Source organism: Curtobacterium sp. Arg-1 (assembly GCF_025643395.1).
GTDB lineage: Bacteria > Actinomycetota > Actinomycetes > Actinomycetales > Microbacteriaceae > Curtobacterium > Curtobacterium poinsettiae.
On the sequence record NZ_CP095731.1, the window covers coordinates 686,659 to 702,511 of the forward strand.

A 15,853-nucleotide genomic window follows, 5' to 3' on the forward strand; every position below is an offset into this window, starting at 1 on the left:
CACGGCGACAGGTCGGTGACGACCTTCTCCCCACCCCCGTTAACGTGGGGCCCATGGAGTACCGGATCCGCCCCTTCCGCACCGAGGACACCGACGCGGTCGTCGCCCTGTGGGAATCGTGCGGGCTCGTCCGACCCTGGAACGACCCACGCCGCGACATCGCCCGCAAGCTGACCGTCCAGCCCGAACTCTTCCTGGTCGCCGAGCCCGGCTCCGAGCCCGAGCCCGAGCCCCGCACCGACGCCAGCGTCGTCGCTGCGGGCATGGCGGGCTTCGACGGGCACCGCGGCTGGGTGAACTACCTCGCCGTGCGCCCGGACCTGCAGGGCTCCGGCCTCGGTCGCACCCTGATGGCCGAGTTCGAGCGGCTCCTGACCGACCTCGGCTGCCCGAAGCTGAACCTGCAGGTGCGTGCCGGCAACGAGCAGGTGCTCGGGTTCTACGCGTCCCTCGGCTACACGGACGACCGCACGGTCTCGCTCGGCAAGCGCCTGATCCCCGACGTCTGACGGCTCCCGCCCGTCGCACCGTGCGGGTTCGCGCATCCGGTGCGGTGCTGCAAGTCCGCACCGGGCGGTCAACCTCGCACGGTTCGAACGACTCGGCACCGTGCCCGGCCCGCCCGGCCCCGCCGCGACCCGCGCGCTACGCCAGCGCCAGCGCCACCGACGCGACGAACGCCAGCACGATGCCGATCCACTGCTGCGCGGTCAACCGCTCCCGCAGTACGACCCCGGCCAGCACCACCGTGCCGATCGGGTAGAGCGCGTTCAGCACGCTCACGACGGGCAGGGTCGCAGGGTCGTCGCTGCTGTGCAGCCCGGCTTGGATGAACACGTTCGCCATCGCGTCGAAGACGCCGCAGGCGGCCACGGTGACGAGCAGCCGTGGACCCCATGCGCGACCCGGCCGACGCCCGGGGGCCGCGGCAGCCCCGTCGGGGCGGGCCGACGTCGGAGCGGGCACAGGGCCTCCCGGCGGCGGCACGACGACCGTCCGGAGCACGACGACGAGCGCCGCCGCACCCAGCAGCACCGCCTGCAGCACCCGCGCGACCACGAGGGGTGCGACGCCCGAGTCGGACGGCGTCATGTCGTAGGCCAGCACGATCCCGCCGAAGCCGCACCCTGCGACGGCGGCGGCGACCACGCCCCGGGCGGTCAGCCGCGCGCCCGAGGCGTCCCGCACCACCGCGACCAGGACCACCGCGACGACCGCGACCACGAGCGCGCCGGTGGCCACGGGCGCCAGCACCGTGCCGCGCAGCACCGCGACGAGCACCGGCACGACGGCCGCGAAGACGGCGGTGACGGGGGAGAGCACGCTCATCGGCCCGATCGCGAGTGCCGCGTACAGCAGGAGCACGCCGACGCCGCCGGAGAGCCCCGCGACCGCACCCCAGGCCACGGCCGGCCACGAGAACACGCCTCCGACGACGACCAGCCCGACGAGCAGCGGGAGGATCCCGATCGCGGCGGCCACCGCCGTGACGACGACCGGGCGGACCCGGCGCGAGGCGAGTCCGCCCAGGAAGTCGGCGAAGCCGTAGACGACCGCGCCGGACAGACCGAACAGGACAGTGAGCACGGCTCCCATCCTGCCTGGCCCGGTAGCCTGCGGGACGTGAGTGTTCCCTACCAGCGCCTGCCCCGGATCGACGGACGGTGGAGGTGGTGGCGGCCACTCGTCGCCCTCGCGTTCCTGGTGGGGTGGTACGTCGTGTCGCAGATCGTCATCGCGGTCGCGTACTTCGTCCCGATCGGCGCGACGCAGGGGCCGCAGGCCCTGATCGACCTGCAGGACGACCTGGCCGGTGGTGCGCTCGACCCCACTGACCCGCTGATCCTGTCCCTGTCGCTCGTCTCGCTCGTGGTCCTGCTGCCGGGCATCCTGCTCGCGGTGAAGATCGCGCGGATCGGACCGGCCGGCATCCTGTCGTCGACCCGGTTCCGGGTCCGGTGGGCCTGGACGGCATGGTGCCTGCTGCCGACGCTCGTCATCGCCGCGGTCATGTTCGTCGTCCAGACCGGCCTGTTCTGGGACGGCGGGATGATCACGACCGACGGCGGCTTCGCCTGGAACCACGACGCGATCGGCCAGTCGACGGTCTCCCTCGGCACCCTCACCCTGACGATCGTCCTCGTCGTCCTGCTCGTCCCGTTCCAGGGCGCCGCCGAGGAGTACATCTTCCGCGGCTTCCTCATGCAGACGGTCGCGTCGTGGATCCCGCGTCGCGTCGGCACGATCATCGCCGTGGCGGTCTCGACGGTCGTCTTCGCGGTGCTGCACATCCCGAACGGCTACAACGTCTGGGGCATCCTCGACGTCGGCTCGTTCGGCCTGATCGCGGCGATCATCGTCCTCCGGACCGGCGGGCTCGAGGCCACGGTCCTGCAGCACGCGTTCAACAACATCATGATCTTCGTGCTGCAGGCGCCCGGCTGGTCCGGGATCGACCTCACCTCGTCGGACGCGAACGGCACCTGGCAGGGGACGCTCGTCACCCTCGTCACGTCGCTCGCCTTCTGGGGCATGGTCGAGTTCCTGGCGTGGTGGCGGGGGCTGGACCGCCGGTTCGCCGGGCACGAGGCGCCCCGGTTCCGCGGTGTGACCCCGGCCTGGGCGGGCGGCGTCCGCTGGACCCGGCCTGGAGGCACGGGCTGGGCGACCACGCCGGCCCGCGCCGACGACGTGGCCGGTACCGACCACCGTGGCGAGTCCGGCACGGACGGTGCTGTGGACAGTGCGGTGGCTGTCGCCGGTCGCCCGTAGGCTCGTGGCATGAGCACCACGCCCGCGCCCGCTGCCGTGCCTGCTCCCGCTGCCGGTTCCGCACCCCGTGCCGCCGCGCTCGACGTGCTGCACCGCGTGTGGGGCTACGACGACTTCCGCGGCGAGCAGGCCGCCATCATCGACCAGGTGGTGACCGGTGGTGACGCCCTCGTGCTCATGCCGACCGGTGGTGGCAAGTCCCTCTGCTACCAGGTGCCATCGCTCGTCCGCGACGGCGTCGGGGTCGTGGTGTCGCCGCTGATCGCCCTGATGCAGGACCAGGTCGACGCCCTGGCAGCCAACGGCGTCCGGGCCGCGTTCCTCAACTCCACGCAGGGCCCCGACGAACGGTCCCGGGTCGAGCGTGCCGTGGTGCAGGGCGAGGTCGACATGCTCTACCTGGCGCCCGAGCGGCTCCGGCTCGAGTCCACCCGTGCGCTCCTCGACCGGGCGCGCGTCTCGCTGTTCGCCATCGACGAAGCACACTGCGTCGCGCAGTGGGGGCACGACTTCCGCCCGGACTACCTCGAGCTGAGCGTCCTGCACGAGCGGTGGCCGACGGTGCCGCGCATCGCCCTGACCGCCACCGCGACGCCGCAGACCCACCGCGAGATCTCCGCACGGCTCGGCCTCGACGACGCCGCGCACTTCGTCGCCGACTTCGACCGGCCGAACATCCAGTACCGCATCGAACCGAAGACCGGCGCGCTGCAGCAGCTGCTCACCTTCATCCGCACGGAGCACAGCGGCGACGCCGGCATCGTGTACTGCCTGTCCCGCAACTCGGTGGAGCGCACCGCGACCGCCCTGGCCGAGCAGGGTATCAACGCCCTGCCCTACCACGCGGGCCTCGACGCCCGGGTGCGCGCCCGCAACCAGTCGACGTTCCTGCGCGAGGACGGCGTCGTCATGGTGGCGACGATCGCGTTCGGCATGGGCATCGACAAGCCCGACGTCCGGTTCGTGGCGCACCTCGACCTGCCGAAGTCGGTCGAGGGCTACTACCAGGAGACCGGCCGTGCGGGTCGTGACGGGCTGCCGGCCACCGCGTGGCTCGCGTACGGCCTGAACGACGTCGTGCAGCAGCGGCGGATGATCGACCAGTCCGAGGGCGACGCCGCACACCGCCGGCAGCTCAGCGCCCACCTCGACGCCATGCTCAGCCTGTGCGAGACGATCGAGTGCCGCCGGGTGCGGCTGCTCGCGTACTTCGGGCAGGAGAGCACGGCGTGCGGCAACTGCGACACGTGCATCGCGCCGCCGGAGTCGTGGGACGGCACCGTCCCCGCGCAGAAGCTGCTGTCCACCGTGGTGCGGCTCGAGCGTGAGCGCCGCCAGCGGTACGGCGTCTCGCACCTCGTCGACATCCTGATCGGCAAGCGGTCGCCCCGCGTGCAGGAACTCCAACACGACACGCTGGCGACCTTCGGCATCGGCGCCGACCTGTCCGAGGGCGAGTGGCGTGCCGTCGCACGGCAGGTGCTGGCCCAGGGCTACGCCGCGGTGTCGGGCGACGGCTTCGGCACGGTCGTCCTCAGCCCCACCAGCGCCGACGTCCTGACCGGCAAGGTGCAGGTGCGCATGCGTCGCGACCCGGTCAAGGCTCCGCGGGCCGGCCGCAGCAGCCGACGGACGGTCGTCACCGACATGCCGCAGGAAGCCGTCGGCCTGTTCGAGGCCCTGCGTGCCTGGCGTGCAGCCCAGGCACGCGAGCAGGGCGTCCCCGCGTACGTGGTGTTCAACGACGCGACGCTCCGGGGCATCTCCGCCGTTCGTCCGGCCGACATCGATCAGCTCGGCGAGATCTCCGGGGTCGGTGCGGCGAAGCTCGAACGGTACGGGCGCGCGGTCCTCGACGTCGTCGTCGCGGCCGACTGAGCCCCTTCCGCCACTGCATGCCGTTCCGGGCATGTGCCAGCCGTGCGCCTCATTACACTCGGTAGCTCGTCACCACGAGGAGGTCCGGTGTCCGGTTCGACGAAGTTCGCCACGGTGCTCAGCCGTGCGGTCGTGACCCCGCTCGCCCGGACGCTGTGGCGCCCGAAGATCATCGGTCGTCGGAACGTCCCGAAGCGCGGCGCGGTGATCCTGGCGAGCAACCACCGCTCCTTCATCGATTCGCCGGCGATCACGTTGATGGCGCCGCGCAAGGTGTCGTTCCTGGCGAAGCAGGAGTACTTCACGGGGACCGGCCTCAAGGGAGCGGTGTCCCGCGCGTTCTTCGGTGGCATCGGCGCGATCGGGGTGGAGCGCGGTGCGGGTGCGGCGGCCCAGCAGGCTCTCGACCTCGGCCTCGCCCGGCTGCAGGAGGGCGAGGCGTTCGCGATCTACCCCGAGGGCACGCGGTCGCTCGACGGCCGGATCTACAAGGGCCGCACGGGGGTCGCGTGGCTGGCGTTGACGAGCGGTGCCCCTGTGGTGCCGGTCGCGCTGCGTGGCACCGAGGACGTGCAGCCGGTCGGGTCACGGTTGCCGAAGCTCGCCCGGGTGACGATCGAGTTCGGCCGACCGATCGACCTGTCGTCCTTCGGCGAGGCATCGTCCGGTCGTGCCCGGCGTCATGCGACCGATGCGGTGATGGCGGCGATCCAGGAGCTCAGTGGCCAGGAACCGGCGAACGCCTACAACAACCCGCCCGCGACGATCGTCGAGCGGGTCCGACGAGCACTCCAGCCCGACGACCCGACCGCGGCCGCCGTCGATCCCGACTGAGCGCTTCGACTGTCCGGTCACTATTGCACATCTGAAATATCGATGGTTGAATGGGGACGTGCCGCTCGGCACGTCCCCATCGCCGGTCGCCCGAGAACGACCAGCCACGAGATCAGATCGGACCGTCCGCAGCATGTCCTCCACCCCGCTCTTCGACTCCATCGCCCAGCGTCGCGATCAGGCCGACGTCCCGTCCACCACTCCTGTACCGGCGCGCGCCGTCGTGACCCCGGTGCCGACCTCGCCGTTGTCCGCGCCCGTCCGTCCGGGTGACTCCACCATGGTCCCGGCGGCACTCGTCGCCGCGCTCGACGAGATCCCGGTGCGGGTGGCGTCGGCCCTGGTGACCGAGGTCACGATCCGCCCCGAGCACCTCGTCCTGGTCGAGACCGTCGCCGACGCGATCACCCGTGCGGTCGTCGACGCCGTCGTGTGCGAGCTGGACCGCATCGCCCGCGACGGCGTCGTCCGCGTCTGACCGGGTCGGCCCCCGCGCGATGACGACCCTCGACGACGGCCTGCCCGGTCGTCCCCGCGGTGCCGAGCGTCGCGCCGCAGCCCGACCGACGGTGTCCCCACGGCGCCGTGCACGACACGGTGCCCACCGGGGCACCCTCCGAGCCGCCGGGGTGGCGGTGTCCCCTCCCGTCACCCCGGCTTCCACCCGAAGAACCCAGAACACCCGAAGAACCCAGGACACCCAGCCCGCCCCGACCGCTGCTCCTGCCCGTCGTCTTCGCAGCCTCGTGTCCATCCGGGTCCGCGCCCGACGGACCCTGCCCGCCGGGGCGGTGACCGCCGTCACGTGCTTGTTCGTGGCGGTCGGCTCGCCGCAGATCGCCGTCGCCGTTCCGGCCCCGTCGGCAGCGACGTCGGCGGTGGTCGGCATGCAGCACTTCGTCGCGGACGGCACCGCTGGTCCGGCAGCCGACCGCGACGACTTCTCGGTCGGCCGTGCTGCCGCGGCGCTCCGGGTGCCGGGTGGACCGGACCCCACCGGCGGTGCCGTCCGTCCCACGATCGGTTCGGTCCCGGACGCGGGCGGCTTCGGCCCCCGCTGGGTCGCCGGTTGCGCGGCCTGCTCGTCGAACCACCAGGGTGTCGACTTCGCCGCGCCCATCGGTACCCCGGTCGTCGCCGCACTGCCCGGCCGGGTCGTCTCCGCGGGGGCCCTCGGCGGCTACGGCAACCAGGTCCTCCTGCAGCACGCCGACGGCACGGCGACCCGGTACGGGCACCTGTCGGCGATCGACGTCCGACCCGGCCAGGTCCTCGGCGCGGGGGACCGCCTCGGGGCCGTCGGCAACACGGGTGTCTCGACCGGCGCCCACCTGCACTTCGAGGTCATCGTGGCCGGCATCCCCATCGACCCCGCCGCCTGGCTGCAGGCTCGCGGGCTCCTCTGACGGCGTCGGGCGTAGCGTCGGGACGGTCGCGGCACGGTGTCGCGCCAGGACGGAGACGCGCGTGCGAGTGACGGTGTTGGGGACGGGTGCGATGGGTGCCGGCGTGGCGGGATCGCTGCTGCGCGAGGGCCACGAGGTCACGGTCTGGAACCGGAGCGCCGACAAGGCCGCACCCCTCGGTGCCCACGGCGCGACGGTGGCGACCGACCCGGGCAGTGCCGTCGAGCACGCCGAGGTCGTCCTGCTCACCCTGTTCGACACCGATGCCGTCGTCGACGTCCTCGAGCAGGCCGCCGGTGAGGCCCCGACCGACGCCGTGTGGGTGCAGGCCTCGACGATCGGGGTCGACGGCACCGCGACGGTCGTGCAGCTGGGGGAGAAGTACGGCATCACCCTGGTCGAGGCGATGATGCTCGGCACGAAGGCCCCCGCCGAGCAGGGCAAGCTGACGATGCTCGCGGCCGGCCCGGCGGACCTGCTCGACCGTGTCGACCCCGTGCTCGACGCGATCGGCGCGAAGACCGTCCGCGCTGGCGACCACGTCGGCGACGGCACCGCACTCAAGCTCGCCGCGAACGCCTGGATCGCCTCGATCACCGCGGCGACCGGGCAGTCCCTGGCCCTGGCGGCTGCCCTGGGCCTCGACCCTGCGCTCTTCCTGCAGGCCATCGAGGGCAGCGCGAGCGACTCCGCCTACGCCCACACCAAGGGCGCCGCGATGATCGCTCGGGAGTTCCCCGCGCAGTTCGCTCTCGACGGGCTGCGGAAGGACATCGGACTCATCACCGAAGCCGCCCGCACCGCAGGGGTGTCGACGACGCTGCTCGAGGCGCTCGGGCGCGTGTACGCCGACGCCAGTGCGGCCGGGCACGGGGGTGACGACATCGCCGCGGTCGGCACCGCGTTCTGAGGCACAGACGCGCGCAGGTGGAACGACCGATCGGTCAGCCGGCGAGGATCAACCCCGCCGGATCAACCCCGTCGGATCAACCCCGCCGGAACAACTGCCGCAGACGTTTCGTGAGCCGCCCCACGGCCTCGTCGTTCATGGTGTTGGCGAGGTCGAAGGCTTCGCGTGCCGGATCGGAGCCGGCCTGGATCCGCCGGAGTGCGGCGTCGGCACGGGCGCGCGAGTCGAGCTCGGCGAACGGCATGTCGTCCTCGGGGTGGTGCTCGCCACGAGGGTCCATGCGGGCCAGGCTACGCGCGACGGGAGTGGTCGGGCGTGACGTCGAGTTCGTCCACGACCCGGACCATCTCGTCCAGGAAGTCCACGACGACGGCCATCTCGTTGCTCGGCAGGTGCTCGGTGACCTCGAGCGCGCGGGCGTCGAGCTCCTCGATGACGCGCAGCGCGTGCCGCATCGAGGTGCCGGTGGCGGTGAGGATCACGCCACGGCGGTCGTTCGGGTCGGCGTGCCGTTCGACGTGACCGCTGCGGACGAGCCGGTCGACGAGCGCTGACGTCGACGCCGCGGTGATCTCGAGCCGCTCGGCGAGGTCCTTCGCGTTGACCGTGCGGCCGTCGTGCTCGGCGTCGATCAGGAACCGGATCGCCAGCAGTGCGTTCTCGCCGATCCCGAGTGCTTCACGCGCACGGCGCTGCGCTGCGCTCTCGGCCGTCCGGTACCGCCGCAGGGCGTTGAGGACGTCCACGGCGGAGACCGCGGAGTCCTCGTACCAGTACCCCGCGGTGCTGGTCATCACCTCGGACGTCATGCACCAATGCTAGACGCTCTAGTTAGATTGTCTAGCGAGCGCGGAGAGGGGACACCTGCAACACCCGTGACGCGGTTCCGTAACACCCCGGCAACGCCGGCTCGTTAGGTTCTCGACATGCAGGAGCAGCCGTGCTGAGCCGCCTCGCGGGGAACGTCTTCCACGTGGGGAGCGCGGTGGAGCGCACCGACGTCGTCGCACGGTTGCTCGACGTCTACGTCGCCCGCCGGGAACCAGGCACCCTCGACGACGACCGGCTCGTGTCCACCGAGCTCCGCAGCATCATCGGCACCACGGGCCCCGCGAACGACCCGGACCGCGCCGCCACCGTCGACGCCCTGGCACTCGACCGGCACGAACCCGCGTCCATCGCCGCCGCCGTCGCCGTCGCCCGCGACCACGCACGCCGTGCCCGCGAGGTCGTCTCGAGCGAGCTCTGGGACTGCCTCGACGTCACGCGGTCGCGGATGCCCCGGAAGATCGCCCCCGACCGCGCGCACGAGTTCCTGGGCTGGGTGCGGGAGCGCAGTGCCCTGGCCATCGGGGTCGTCGAGGGGGATGCCAGCCGGGATGAGGTGTGGGAGTTCTTCACCCTCGGTCGGTCACTGACCCGCTGCGCCTCCACGGCACGGCTCCTGGCGTCCCGGCTGCTCGAACCGGACTCGGTCACCTCGTGGACGGCGGCGCTCCGGGCGTGCGGTGCGGGCGAAGCGTTCCTGCGCGGCCGTGACCACGCGCCGGTGCCGTCCGACGCCGCAGCCTTCCTGCTCCTCGACGTGCACAGCCCGCGGTCGTTGCGCTTCACGGTGCACCGCGCGGCCGAGTGCCTGGCCGACGTCGCCCCGTCCTGCGTCGCGGACGAGGTCGCCGCGTTCGACGAGGTCCGCGCGCTGCTCGACGCGATCCCCGAGGAGTCCGCGCTCGCCGTGGCGGGGGACGTCGGGGAACGCCTGGCGGCGGCGGCCGACCGCGTCGCCGCGGCACTCGACGAGCGCGTGTTCGCGTCGTCCGCGCCCGTGCTCTGACCCGACCGGGCGCGCGCGACGGAACGGGGCCGGTCAGTGCGTCGCGACCGCGACCGCGGCCGTGGACGTGGGACGCGTCGGACGGGAGGCCCGTGGCGGCGCCGGCACGGGCCTCCCGTCCGACGGTCGGTGGCGTCGCGGACCGCTGGCCGACGCGCAGGTCGTCAGCCGGTCCGTCAGACGGCGCTGGAGCGGTCGGCGAGCGTCTCGTCGCGTTCCAGCTCGCGGCGGAGCGCGGCACGCGAGCCGACCACCGGCACGGCGTGCGTGATCGCCAGGTGCAGCCGCGAGTCGGCGTCGTAGCGCAACCGGACCCGCTGGTACCGGACGAGCCACACGAGTGCGATCGCGAGCGCCACGAAGCCCGATGCCGCGCCCACCACGATCGCCCAGCGGGGCCCGAAGGCGTCGGCGACGGCACCGACGAGCGGGGCGCCGACGGGGGTGCCGCCCGCGAAGATCGCCATGTACAGGGCCATCACGCGGCCGCGCATCGCGGGCTTCGTCGTGGTCTGCACCAGGGCGTTCGCGGTCGTCATGAAGGTCAGCGACGCGAGCCCGACGAACATCAGCACGATCGCGAAGGTCCAGTACGTCGGTGCGAGGGCGGCGGCGGTGCACGCGAGCCCGAACCCGCCGGCGGCGAGCACGAGGGTGCGCATCCGCGGCTTGTCCCGGCGGGCGGACAGCAGCGCGCCGAGCACCGAGCCGACCGCCATCACCGAGTTGAGCAGCCCGAACTCGCCGGCGCCCTGGTGGAACTCGACCCGCGCCATGGTCGAGGTGAAGATCGGGAAGTTCACGCCGAACGTGCCGACGACGAAGATCATGCAGAGCACCACGACGATGTCCGGCCGGGTGCGGACGTACCGGAAGCCGGCGACGATCTGTCCCTTCCCACGGCCGGCTCGGACCCGTTCGGCGAGCTGTGCGGGATCGACGAAGCGGAGTGCGACGAGGACGGCCAGGAACGACCCGGCGTTGATGACGAACACCCAGCCGGAGCCGATCGCCGCGATGAGCACACCGGCGACCGCGGGGCCGATCAGGCGTGCGGCGTTGAACGACGCCGAGTTCAGGGCGACGGCGTTCGAGACGTCCTCGCCCTGCACGACGTCGGAGACGAAGGCCTGCCGGATCGGGGCGTCGAACGCGGCGACGATGCCGAGCGCCAGTGCGAAGCCGTACAGCGCGAGCAGGGTGGCGGTGTGCGTGAGCACCATGACGCCGAGCCCCAGCCCGAGCAGCCCCATCAGGCCCTGGGTGAGCATGAGCATCTTCCGGCGGTCGAACCGGTCGGCGGCGAGGCCGGTGAGGGGCAGGAGCAGCAGCTGCGGGCCGAACTGCAGGGCCATCGTGATGCCCACCGCGACGGCGTTGTTGTCGGAGAGCTGGGTCAGCACGATCCAGTCCTGGGCGGTGCGTTGCATCCAGGTGCCGACGTTCGACACCAGGGCCCCGGCGAACCAGATGCGGTAGTTGCGTCCGGCGAGGGAGCGGAACATGGCGGTCACTGCTGGGCCAGCCTCCTCATGATCTCGGTGGCGTCGGCGAGGGTGGTCCGCTCGTCGGCGGTGAGTGCTGCGAGTCGCGGGGTGAGCCAGCCGTCGCGACGACGTCGGGTCTCCTCGACGAAGGCGGCTCCGGCGGGCGTCGCACCGAGCAGCACCTTGCGGCGGTCGTCGCCGTGCCCGTCCTTCGACACCAGCCCCCGGTCGACCAGCACCGCGATGGTCTTGGTCATCGACGGTGGGGTCACGCCGTCCTGCCGGCTGAGGTCGGCCAGGGTCATGGCGCCGTCGCGGTGCAGGCGGGCGAGGGCGGAGAACTGCGCGTCGGTGACGCTCGAGTCGGCCTTCTGGGCACGGAGGGTGCGGGACAGCCGGTTCACCGCGATGCGGAGGTCGGTGGCGTCGGTCATCGCTCGTTAGCCTAGCTCATTAGTTCAGCGAACGAACTGGTTCTCGGGTGTACCTGGTCGAAACGGGCGTCCATGGTCGGTTCTCCCGGCCAGGGACGCCCGTTCCCGCTTCCCAGCGCGGGTGCGATGGGAAGGAACGTCGGACGGGAGGCCCACCCAGCGTGCGCCGGTCGGCTCGCGCTGGGCGGGCCTCCCGGCCTTCAGCGCCGTGCGTCCGTCAGGATCGCGTCGTGCGGGAGCAGCGCGTGCACGCCCCAGGTGCGGTTCGCGACCTGCGTGATGCGCATGCTCACCGCGACGCTCGCCATCGCGAGCGCCTGGGCGCGGCCGATCCCGTGCAGCCCGGCGATCCAGTCGACCATGTGGTCGAGCGCCGTGGCGGTGGCGACGTTCAGGTCGGCGTCGAAGCCGAAGGTGATGCGTCCCGCGGGGGTGTCGGCGTGCACACCCTCGACCGGGGCAACATCGAGGAGCGTCAGGGTCATCGTCGTCGTCATGCCGCACTCGACCGCCGTTCCGGAGACCTCGCCGTCGCCCTGGGCCGCGTGCCCGTCGCCGACCTGGAGCAGAGCGTCCGGCACCGTGACGGGCAGGTACAGGGTCGAGCCGGCGATCAGCTCACGGCAGTCGACGTTGCCGCCGCCGACCGTGCGGGGCGGGATCGTCGAGTGCTCGCCGGTGGCCTCGGGCGGGACCCCGACGACGCCGAGGAACGGTGCCGTCCGGACCCCGAGGCCGAGCTGGTTCACGGCGACGCCAGCGGCGGCATCGATGTCCCAGAGCAGCGGGCCGCGCGACCCCGGGTCGGTCAGGCCGAGCGTGCGGTTGACGGGGGAGTCGACCCCGCCCGAGGCCGTGTACCCCCAGTCGTCGGGGACCAGCTCGTCGAAGCGCACCGCCAGGACCATCCCCGGACGCGCTCCTGCGACGGCGATCGGCCCGACCAGGCAGTGCCCCCGGCGCGGGTCGATCAGGGTCGGGGCGTCGAGGCCCGGGCCCGGCTGGCGTTCCGTGTAGCCCGCGGCGCTGAGGGTACGGACCGTCACCGTGTCGCCCGGTTCCACGGTCAGGACCGGCTGGCGTTCGGCGGTGAAGACGTCGACGGCGGAGTCGACCGTGGCGTCGAGGCGGTGGCTGGTCACCGCTCGATCATCCCAGGTGGTGCGGGCGCTGGGCGGGGCGGGGCGTTGCGGGGCGTTCCGGGCGTCCCTGGTCGGATCGGGCGTACCTGGTCGGGAGTTCTGACCAGGTACGCCCGGTTCCACCAGTCATCGCGGGTGTTCTGGGAAGGAACGTCCTCAGTGGAACTGGGGGATCGTGAGCCAGATGCCCGCCAGCACGGCGGCGATGCACAGCGCGAAGCACAGCACGGCACCGGCCAGTGCCGCCGGCGGGGTGTGCCCGGAGCGGGGGCTCTCGTCGGAGTACTGCGTGCGCTCGCCGCCGGCGTCGTCCGGCTGCCCGGTGCCGAGCAGCCGCAGGCCGAGCGTGTACACGAGCACCAGGCCCACGGCGGCCACGAAGCCGACGCCGGCGACCGTGCCGATCGCGGTGAAGTCGATGTCCATCGTCGTTCCCCTCAGTTCGCTGCGCCGGTCGGCTGCGGCTCGGGCTGCTCGGTCGGCCCGGCTGCGTCGGCGGTGATGTCCTCGTGCGAGACCGGCTTGCGCTTCGCCAACACGTAGAAGGTGAGCCCAGCAGCCAGGGCGAGGACCGCGACGAGCACCAGCCCGAACGCCGAGGTCGACGCGAGCCAGGTCGCGAGGGCTCCGACCACCGCGGCGGCGGGCAGCGTGATGACCCAGGCCGCGACGATGCGTCCGACGACCGACCAGTGCACGTCGGCGAGCTTCTTGCCGAGCCCCGACCCGACGACCGCGCCGCTCGTCACGTGGGTCGTCGAGAGCGCGAAGCCCAGGTGCGAGGAGATGAGGATCGTCGCGGCGGAACTCGTCTCGGCGGCGAAGCCCTGCGGCGACTGCACGTCGGAGATCTTCTTGCCGACGGTCTGCATGATGCGCCAGCCGCCCATGTAGGTTCCGAGGCCGATCGCGAGTCCGCAGGCCAGGATCACCCAGAGCGCCGGACCGGTGCCCGCGGCCTGGTAGTTCGCGGCGATGAGTGTCAGCGTGATGACGCCCATCGTCTTCTGCGCGTCGTTCGTGCCGTGCGCGAGCGACACCAGCGACGCCGAGATCGTCTGCCCGTGCCGGAAGCCGGTCGCCGCACCGTGGGTCGTCGCGTTCTTCGTGAGCACGTAGGCCAGGTAGGTCGCGACCAGCGCGATCACCGCGGCGATGAGCGGGGAGAGGAGCGCCGGCAGCACGACCTTCGACACCACCGTCGCCCAGCTGATCGAGTTGAGCCCGGCGCCGATGATCGAGGCACCGATGAGGCCGCCGAACAGCGCGTGCGTGGAGGACGACGGCAGCCCGACGTACCAGGTCGCCAGGTTCCAGAGCACCGCGCCGACCAGCCCCGCGAAGATCATCGTGGGGGAGATGTGGATGCCGTCCTGCCCCTCGCGGATGATCCCCTGCGAGACGGTCTTGGCGACCTCGGTGGACAGGAACGCGCCGACCACGTTGAGCACGGCGGAGATGATCACCGCCGTCCGGGGCTTGAGCGCGCCGGTAGCGACCGAGGTGGCCATGGCGTTCGCGGTGTCGTGGAAGCCGTTCGTGAAGTCGAACACGAGGGCCACGACGATCACGAGCGTGACGATGACGATGACGTCCATGCGCAGGACGCTAGGCCACACCTCGAACCCGCCGCGTGAACGCCGGGTGAACAGGTCCGGGACGCAGCGCGTCTGCGAGGATGGCAGTGTCTGAAAGGATGCGAGTGTGCCCACCTTCTCCGCCGCTCGCGGCGACGCCTCGTTCACCGACGCGCACGGCGTCGAGATCGTCTACTCGACCTGGCGTGCGGCGCGGCCGAAGGGGATCGTGCAGATCGCCCACGGCGTCGGCGAGCACGGGCTCCGCTACGAACCGCTCGCGCAGGACCTGGTGCGCGCCGGCTACACCGTGCACGCCAACGACCACCGCGGGCACGGTCGCACGGGCCTTGCCCAGTGGGACGGCGACCACGCCAAGCTCGGCAGGCTCGGCCCCGGCGGCCTGCGCGCGGCGATCGCCGCGGTCGAGCAGATGAGCGCGGTCGCGCGGGCCGACGAACCCAGGCTGCCGCTCGTGCTGCTCGGGCACTCGTGGGGGTCGCTGATGGCCCAGCGGATCGTGAACACCTCGTCGGACCGCTACGACGGCGTCGTCCTGTCCGCGAGCGCCTACCGGCTGCCCGGCTGGATGAACAGCGGCGACCTCAACGCCCGGCACGCGGGGTCCGGGCCCACCAAGTACGAGTGGCTGACCCGCGACCGGAAGATCATCGACGCGATGGCGGTCGACCCCCTGGCGGTCGAGGCCGACGTCATCGGGCTGTTCGGGCTCGCCGACACCCTCCGGCTGCTCGGCGTGCCGCGGCGGGGGATCCCGCACGACCTCCCGATGCTGCTGCAGGTCGGCTCCGACGACACCCTCGGGGGTCCGCGCTCGATCGAGCGTCTGGCGCAGGCGTACCGCCGACGCGGCCGGCTGTCCGACGTGACCGTGCAGGTGTACGAGGGCGCGCGCCACGAGGTCTACAACGAAACCAACCGCGCCGAGGTCATCGGCGACCTGGTCGCGTGGCTCGACCGGGTGACCGCGCGCTGACGCAGCCGAGGAATGCGCCTGACGTCGAGCAGGCAGGGGCATCGAGTCCAGAAGAGAAGGTCTCATGAGCGAAGTCGTTGTCAGACGCCTTGACGAGGCGTCGCTCGCTTCGATCGAAGCCCGCGAACCGCCGACCCGGAACTACGTCCGGAGCGCTTACACCGAACAGGTGCGGGGCGCGCTGTCGGTGCTCGTCGCCTGGGTCGACGGGGTTCCGGTCGGCTCTGGCGAGGTGACAGCGGGACCCCGACCCGAGCTCCGCAACCTGCGAGTCGATGCTCGGTACCGGGGTCAGGGTGTCGGGACAGCGATCATCGCGGCAAGCGAGGCCGCAGCGGAGGACCGAGGAGTACTCCGCATCGGAGTCGCCGTCGACAACCCCTCTGCCCGCCGGCTCTACGAGCGCTTGGGGTACGTCGCGACCGGAGAGGTCGAGGAGTACGAGTACACCTACGTTGATGATGACGATCGCGAGGTGTCCGAACGCGAATCGTCGGAGTACCTCGAGAAGCTGCTGCGCTGACGGCGCTCGCCGGGTCCTGCGACGCGGCCGGCGACGGACTGGAGGCCCGTGGCGGCGCC

The 15,853-nt window shown here is 72.2% G+C and carries 18 protein-coding genes; 10 read left to right on the top strand and 8 right to left on the bottom strand.

The window, feature by feature from the left end; all coding sequences use genetic code 11:
* The first annotated feature begins 53 nt into the window (after window positions 1-53).
* Window positions 54-509, top strand: coding sequence for a GNAT family acetyltransferase (locus tag MXD64_RS03355; protein ID WP_263137130.1), 456 nt, complete (start codon window positions 54-56; stop codon window positions 507-509).
* A 136-nt stretch (window positions 510-645) separates the two neighbouring features.
* On the opposite strand, the gene MXD64_RS03360 is transcribed toward MXD64_RS03355, so the two are convergent.
* On the bottom strand, window positions 646-1,587 hold the full coding sequence (locus MXD64_RS03360) for an EamA family transporter (RefSeq protein ID WP_214519072.1): 942 nt from the start codon (window positions 1,585-1,587) through the stop codon (window positions 646-648).
* 36 nt (window positions 1,588-1,623) lie between these two features.
* Between MXD64_RS03360 and MXD64_RS03365 the strand changes: the two genes are divergently transcribed.
* The 6 genes from MXD64_RS03365 to MXD64_RS03390 all read left to right on the top strand — a co-directional run bounded on the left by MXD64_RS03365 (window position 1,624) and on the right by MXD64_RS03390 (window position 7,800).
* The gene (locus MXD64_RS03365; RefSeq protein WP_156155292.1) at window positions 1,624-2,772 is read left to right on the top strand and encodes a CPBP family intramembrane glutamic endopeptidase; all 1,149 of its coding nucleotides are present in this window, start codon (window positions 1,624-1,626) and stop codon (window positions 2,770-2,772) included.
* A gap of 9 nt (window positions 2,773-2,781) precedes the next feature.
* Complete coding sequence (gene recQ / locus MXD64_RS03370; protein WP_071251531.1) at window positions 2,782-4,650, top strand: DNA helicase RecQ; 1,869 nt, start codon at window positions 2,782-2,784, stop codon at window positions 4,648-4,650.
* A gap of 87 nt (window positions 4,651-4,737) precedes the next feature.
* Window positions 4,738-5,484 carry a lysophospholipid acyltransferase family protein gene (locus MXD64_RS03375; protein WP_259551799.1) on the top strand — a complete coding sequence of 249 codons (747 nt, stop codon included), beginning with the start codon at window positions 4,738-4,740 and terminating at the stop codon, window positions 5,482-5,484.
* Between the two features lie 133 nt (window positions 5,485-5,617).
* On the top strand, window positions 5,618-5,962 hold the full coding sequence (locus MXD64_RS03380; RefSeq protein ID WP_259551801.1) for a hypothetical protein: 345 nt from the start codon (window positions 5,618-5,620) through the stop codon (window positions 5,960-5,962).
* 268 nt (window positions 5,963-6,230) lie between these two features.
* Window positions 6,231-6,890, top strand: coding sequence for a M23 family metallopeptidase (locus MXD64_RS03385; protein WP_259551804.1), 660 nt, complete (start codon window positions 6,231-6,233; stop codon window positions 6,888-6,890).
* Between the two features lie 73 nt (window positions 6,891-6,963).
* Window positions 6,964-7,800, top strand: coding sequence for an NAD(P)-dependent oxidoreductase (locus MXD64_RS03390; RefSeq protein WP_042537922.1), 837 nt, complete (start codon window positions 6,964-6,966; stop codon window positions 7,798-7,800).
* A gap of 76 nt (window positions 7,801-7,876) precedes the next feature.
* On the opposite strand, the gene MXD64_RS03395 is transcribed toward MXD64_RS03390, so the two are convergent.
* Together MXD64_RS03395 and MXD64_RS03400 are read right to left on the bottom strand one after the other, a co-directional pair.
* A complete protein-coding gene (locus MXD64_RS03395; RefSeq protein WP_017886198.1) occupies window positions 7,877-8,080 on the bottom strand; it encodes a hypothetical protein in 204 nt (67 codons plus the stop codon).
* A 10-nt stretch (window positions 8,081-8,090) separates the two neighbouring features.
* A complete protein-coding gene (locus MXD64_RS03400; RefSeq protein WP_031259287.1) occupies window positions 8,091-8,609 on the bottom strand; it encodes a MarR family winged helix-turn-helix transcriptional regulator in 519 nt (172 codons plus the stop codon).
* Window positions 8,610-8,740: 131 nt separating this feature from the next.
* Between MXD64_RS03400 and MXD64_RS03405 the strand changes: the two genes are divergently transcribed.
* On the top strand, window positions 8,741-9,634 hold the full coding sequence (locus tag MXD64_RS03405; protein WP_052481681.1) for an alpha-E domain-containing protein: 894 nt from the start codon (window positions 8,741-8,743) through the stop codon (window positions 9,632-9,634).
* A 176-nt stretch (window positions 9,635-9,810) separates the two neighbouring features.
* Here MXD64_RS03405 and MXD64_RS03410 read toward each other — a convergent pair whose 3' ends face one another.
* The 5 genes from MXD64_RS03410 to MXD64_RS03430 form a co-directional block, all read right to left on the bottom strand.
* Window positions 9,811-11,148 carry an MFS transporter gene (locus tag MXD64_RS03410; RefSeq protein ID WP_263137131.1) on the bottom strand — a complete coding sequence of 446 codons (1,338 nt, stop codon included), beginning with the start codon at window positions 11,146-11,148 and terminating at the stop codon, window positions 9,811-9,813.
* Window positions 11,145-11,555: a MarR family winged helix-turn-helix transcriptional regulator gene (locus tag MXD64_RS03415; RefSeq protein WP_017886194.1), complete on the bottom strand. Its 411-nt coding sequence runs from the start codon at window positions 11,553-11,555 to the stop codon at window positions 11,145-11,147. Before MXD64_RS03415 ends, MXD64_RS03410 begins: the two co-directional genes overlap by 4 nt.
* 200 nt (window positions 11,556-11,755) lie before the next feature.
* Window positions 11,756-12,697 carry an acetamidase/formamidase family protein gene (locus tag MXD64_RS03420; protein WP_071251538.1) on the bottom strand — a complete coding sequence of 314 codons (942 nt, stop codon included), beginning with the start codon at window positions 12,695-12,697 and terminating at the stop codon, window positions 11,756-11,758.
* A gap of 156 nt (window positions 12,698-12,853) precedes the next feature.
* Window positions 12,854-13,123 (bottom strand): hypothetical protein, encoded by a 270-nt coding sequence (locus MXD64_RS03425; RefSeq protein WP_017886192.1) that lies wholly within the window; start codon window positions 13,121-13,123, stop codon window positions 12,854-12,856.
* An 11-nt stretch (window positions 13,124-13,134) separates the two neighbouring features.
* A complete protein-coding gene (locus MXD64_RS03430) occupies window positions 13,135-14,295 on the bottom strand; it encodes an inorganic phosphate transporter (RefSeq protein ID WP_056069266.1) in 1,161 nt (386 codons plus the stop codon).
* A gap of 106 nt (window positions 14,296-14,401) precedes the next feature.
* Here MXD64_RS03430 and MXD64_RS03435 point away from each other — a divergent pair, with 106 nt between their 5' ends.
* Together MXD64_RS03435 and MXD64_RS03440 are read left to right on the top strand one after the other, a co-directional pair.
* A complete protein-coding gene (locus MXD64_RS03435) occupies window positions 14,402-15,271 on the top strand; it encodes an alpha/beta hydrolase (RefSeq protein ID WP_263137132.1) in 870 nt (289 codons plus the stop codon).
* A gap of 64 nt (window positions 15,272-15,335) precedes the next feature.
* Entirely contained in the window at window positions 15,336-15,794 is a 459-nt protein-coding gene (locus MXD64_RS03440) for a GNAT family N-acetyltransferase (protein WP_056069263.1), read from the top strand.
* Window positions 15,795-15,853: the final 59 nt, after the last annotated feature.

Coding starts and splice junctions, on each gene's coding strand:
- MXD64_RS03415 (WP_017886194.1), bottom strand. CDS start 11,555: ATGACCGACGCCACCGACCTCCGCATCGCGGTGAACCGGCTGTCCCGC.
- MXD64_RS03430 (WP_056069266.1), bottom strand. CDS start 14,295: ATGGACGTCATCGTCATCGTCACGCTCGTGATCGTCGTGGCCCTCGTG.
- MXD64_RS03355 (WP_263137130.1), top strand. CDS start 54: ATGGAGTACCGGATCCGCCCCTTCCGCACCGAGGACACCGACGCGGTC.
- MXD64_RS03425 (WP_017886192.1), bottom strand. CDS start 13,123: ATGGACATCGACTTCACCGCGATCGGCACGGTCGCCGGCGTCGGCTTC.
- MXD64_RS03400 (WP_031259287.1), bottom strand. CDS start 8,609: ATGACGTCCGAGGTGATGACCAGCACCGCGGGGTACTGGTACGAGGAC.
- MXD64_RS03380 (WP_259551801.1), top strand. CDS start 5,618: ATGTCCTCCACCCCGCTCTTCGACTCCATCGCCCAGCGTCGCGATCAG.
- MXD64_RS03395 (WP_017886198.1), bottom strand. CDS start 8,080: ATGGACCCTCGTGGCGAGCACCACCCCGAGGACGACATGCCGTTCGCC.
- MXD64_RS03440 (WP_056069263.1), top strand. CDS start 15,336: ATGAGCGAAGTCGTTGTCAGACGCCTTGACGAGGCGTCGCTCGCTTCG.
- recQ (WP_071251531.1), top strand. CDS start 2,782: ATGAGCACCACGCCCGCGCCCGCTGCCGTGCCTGCTCCCGCTGCCGGT.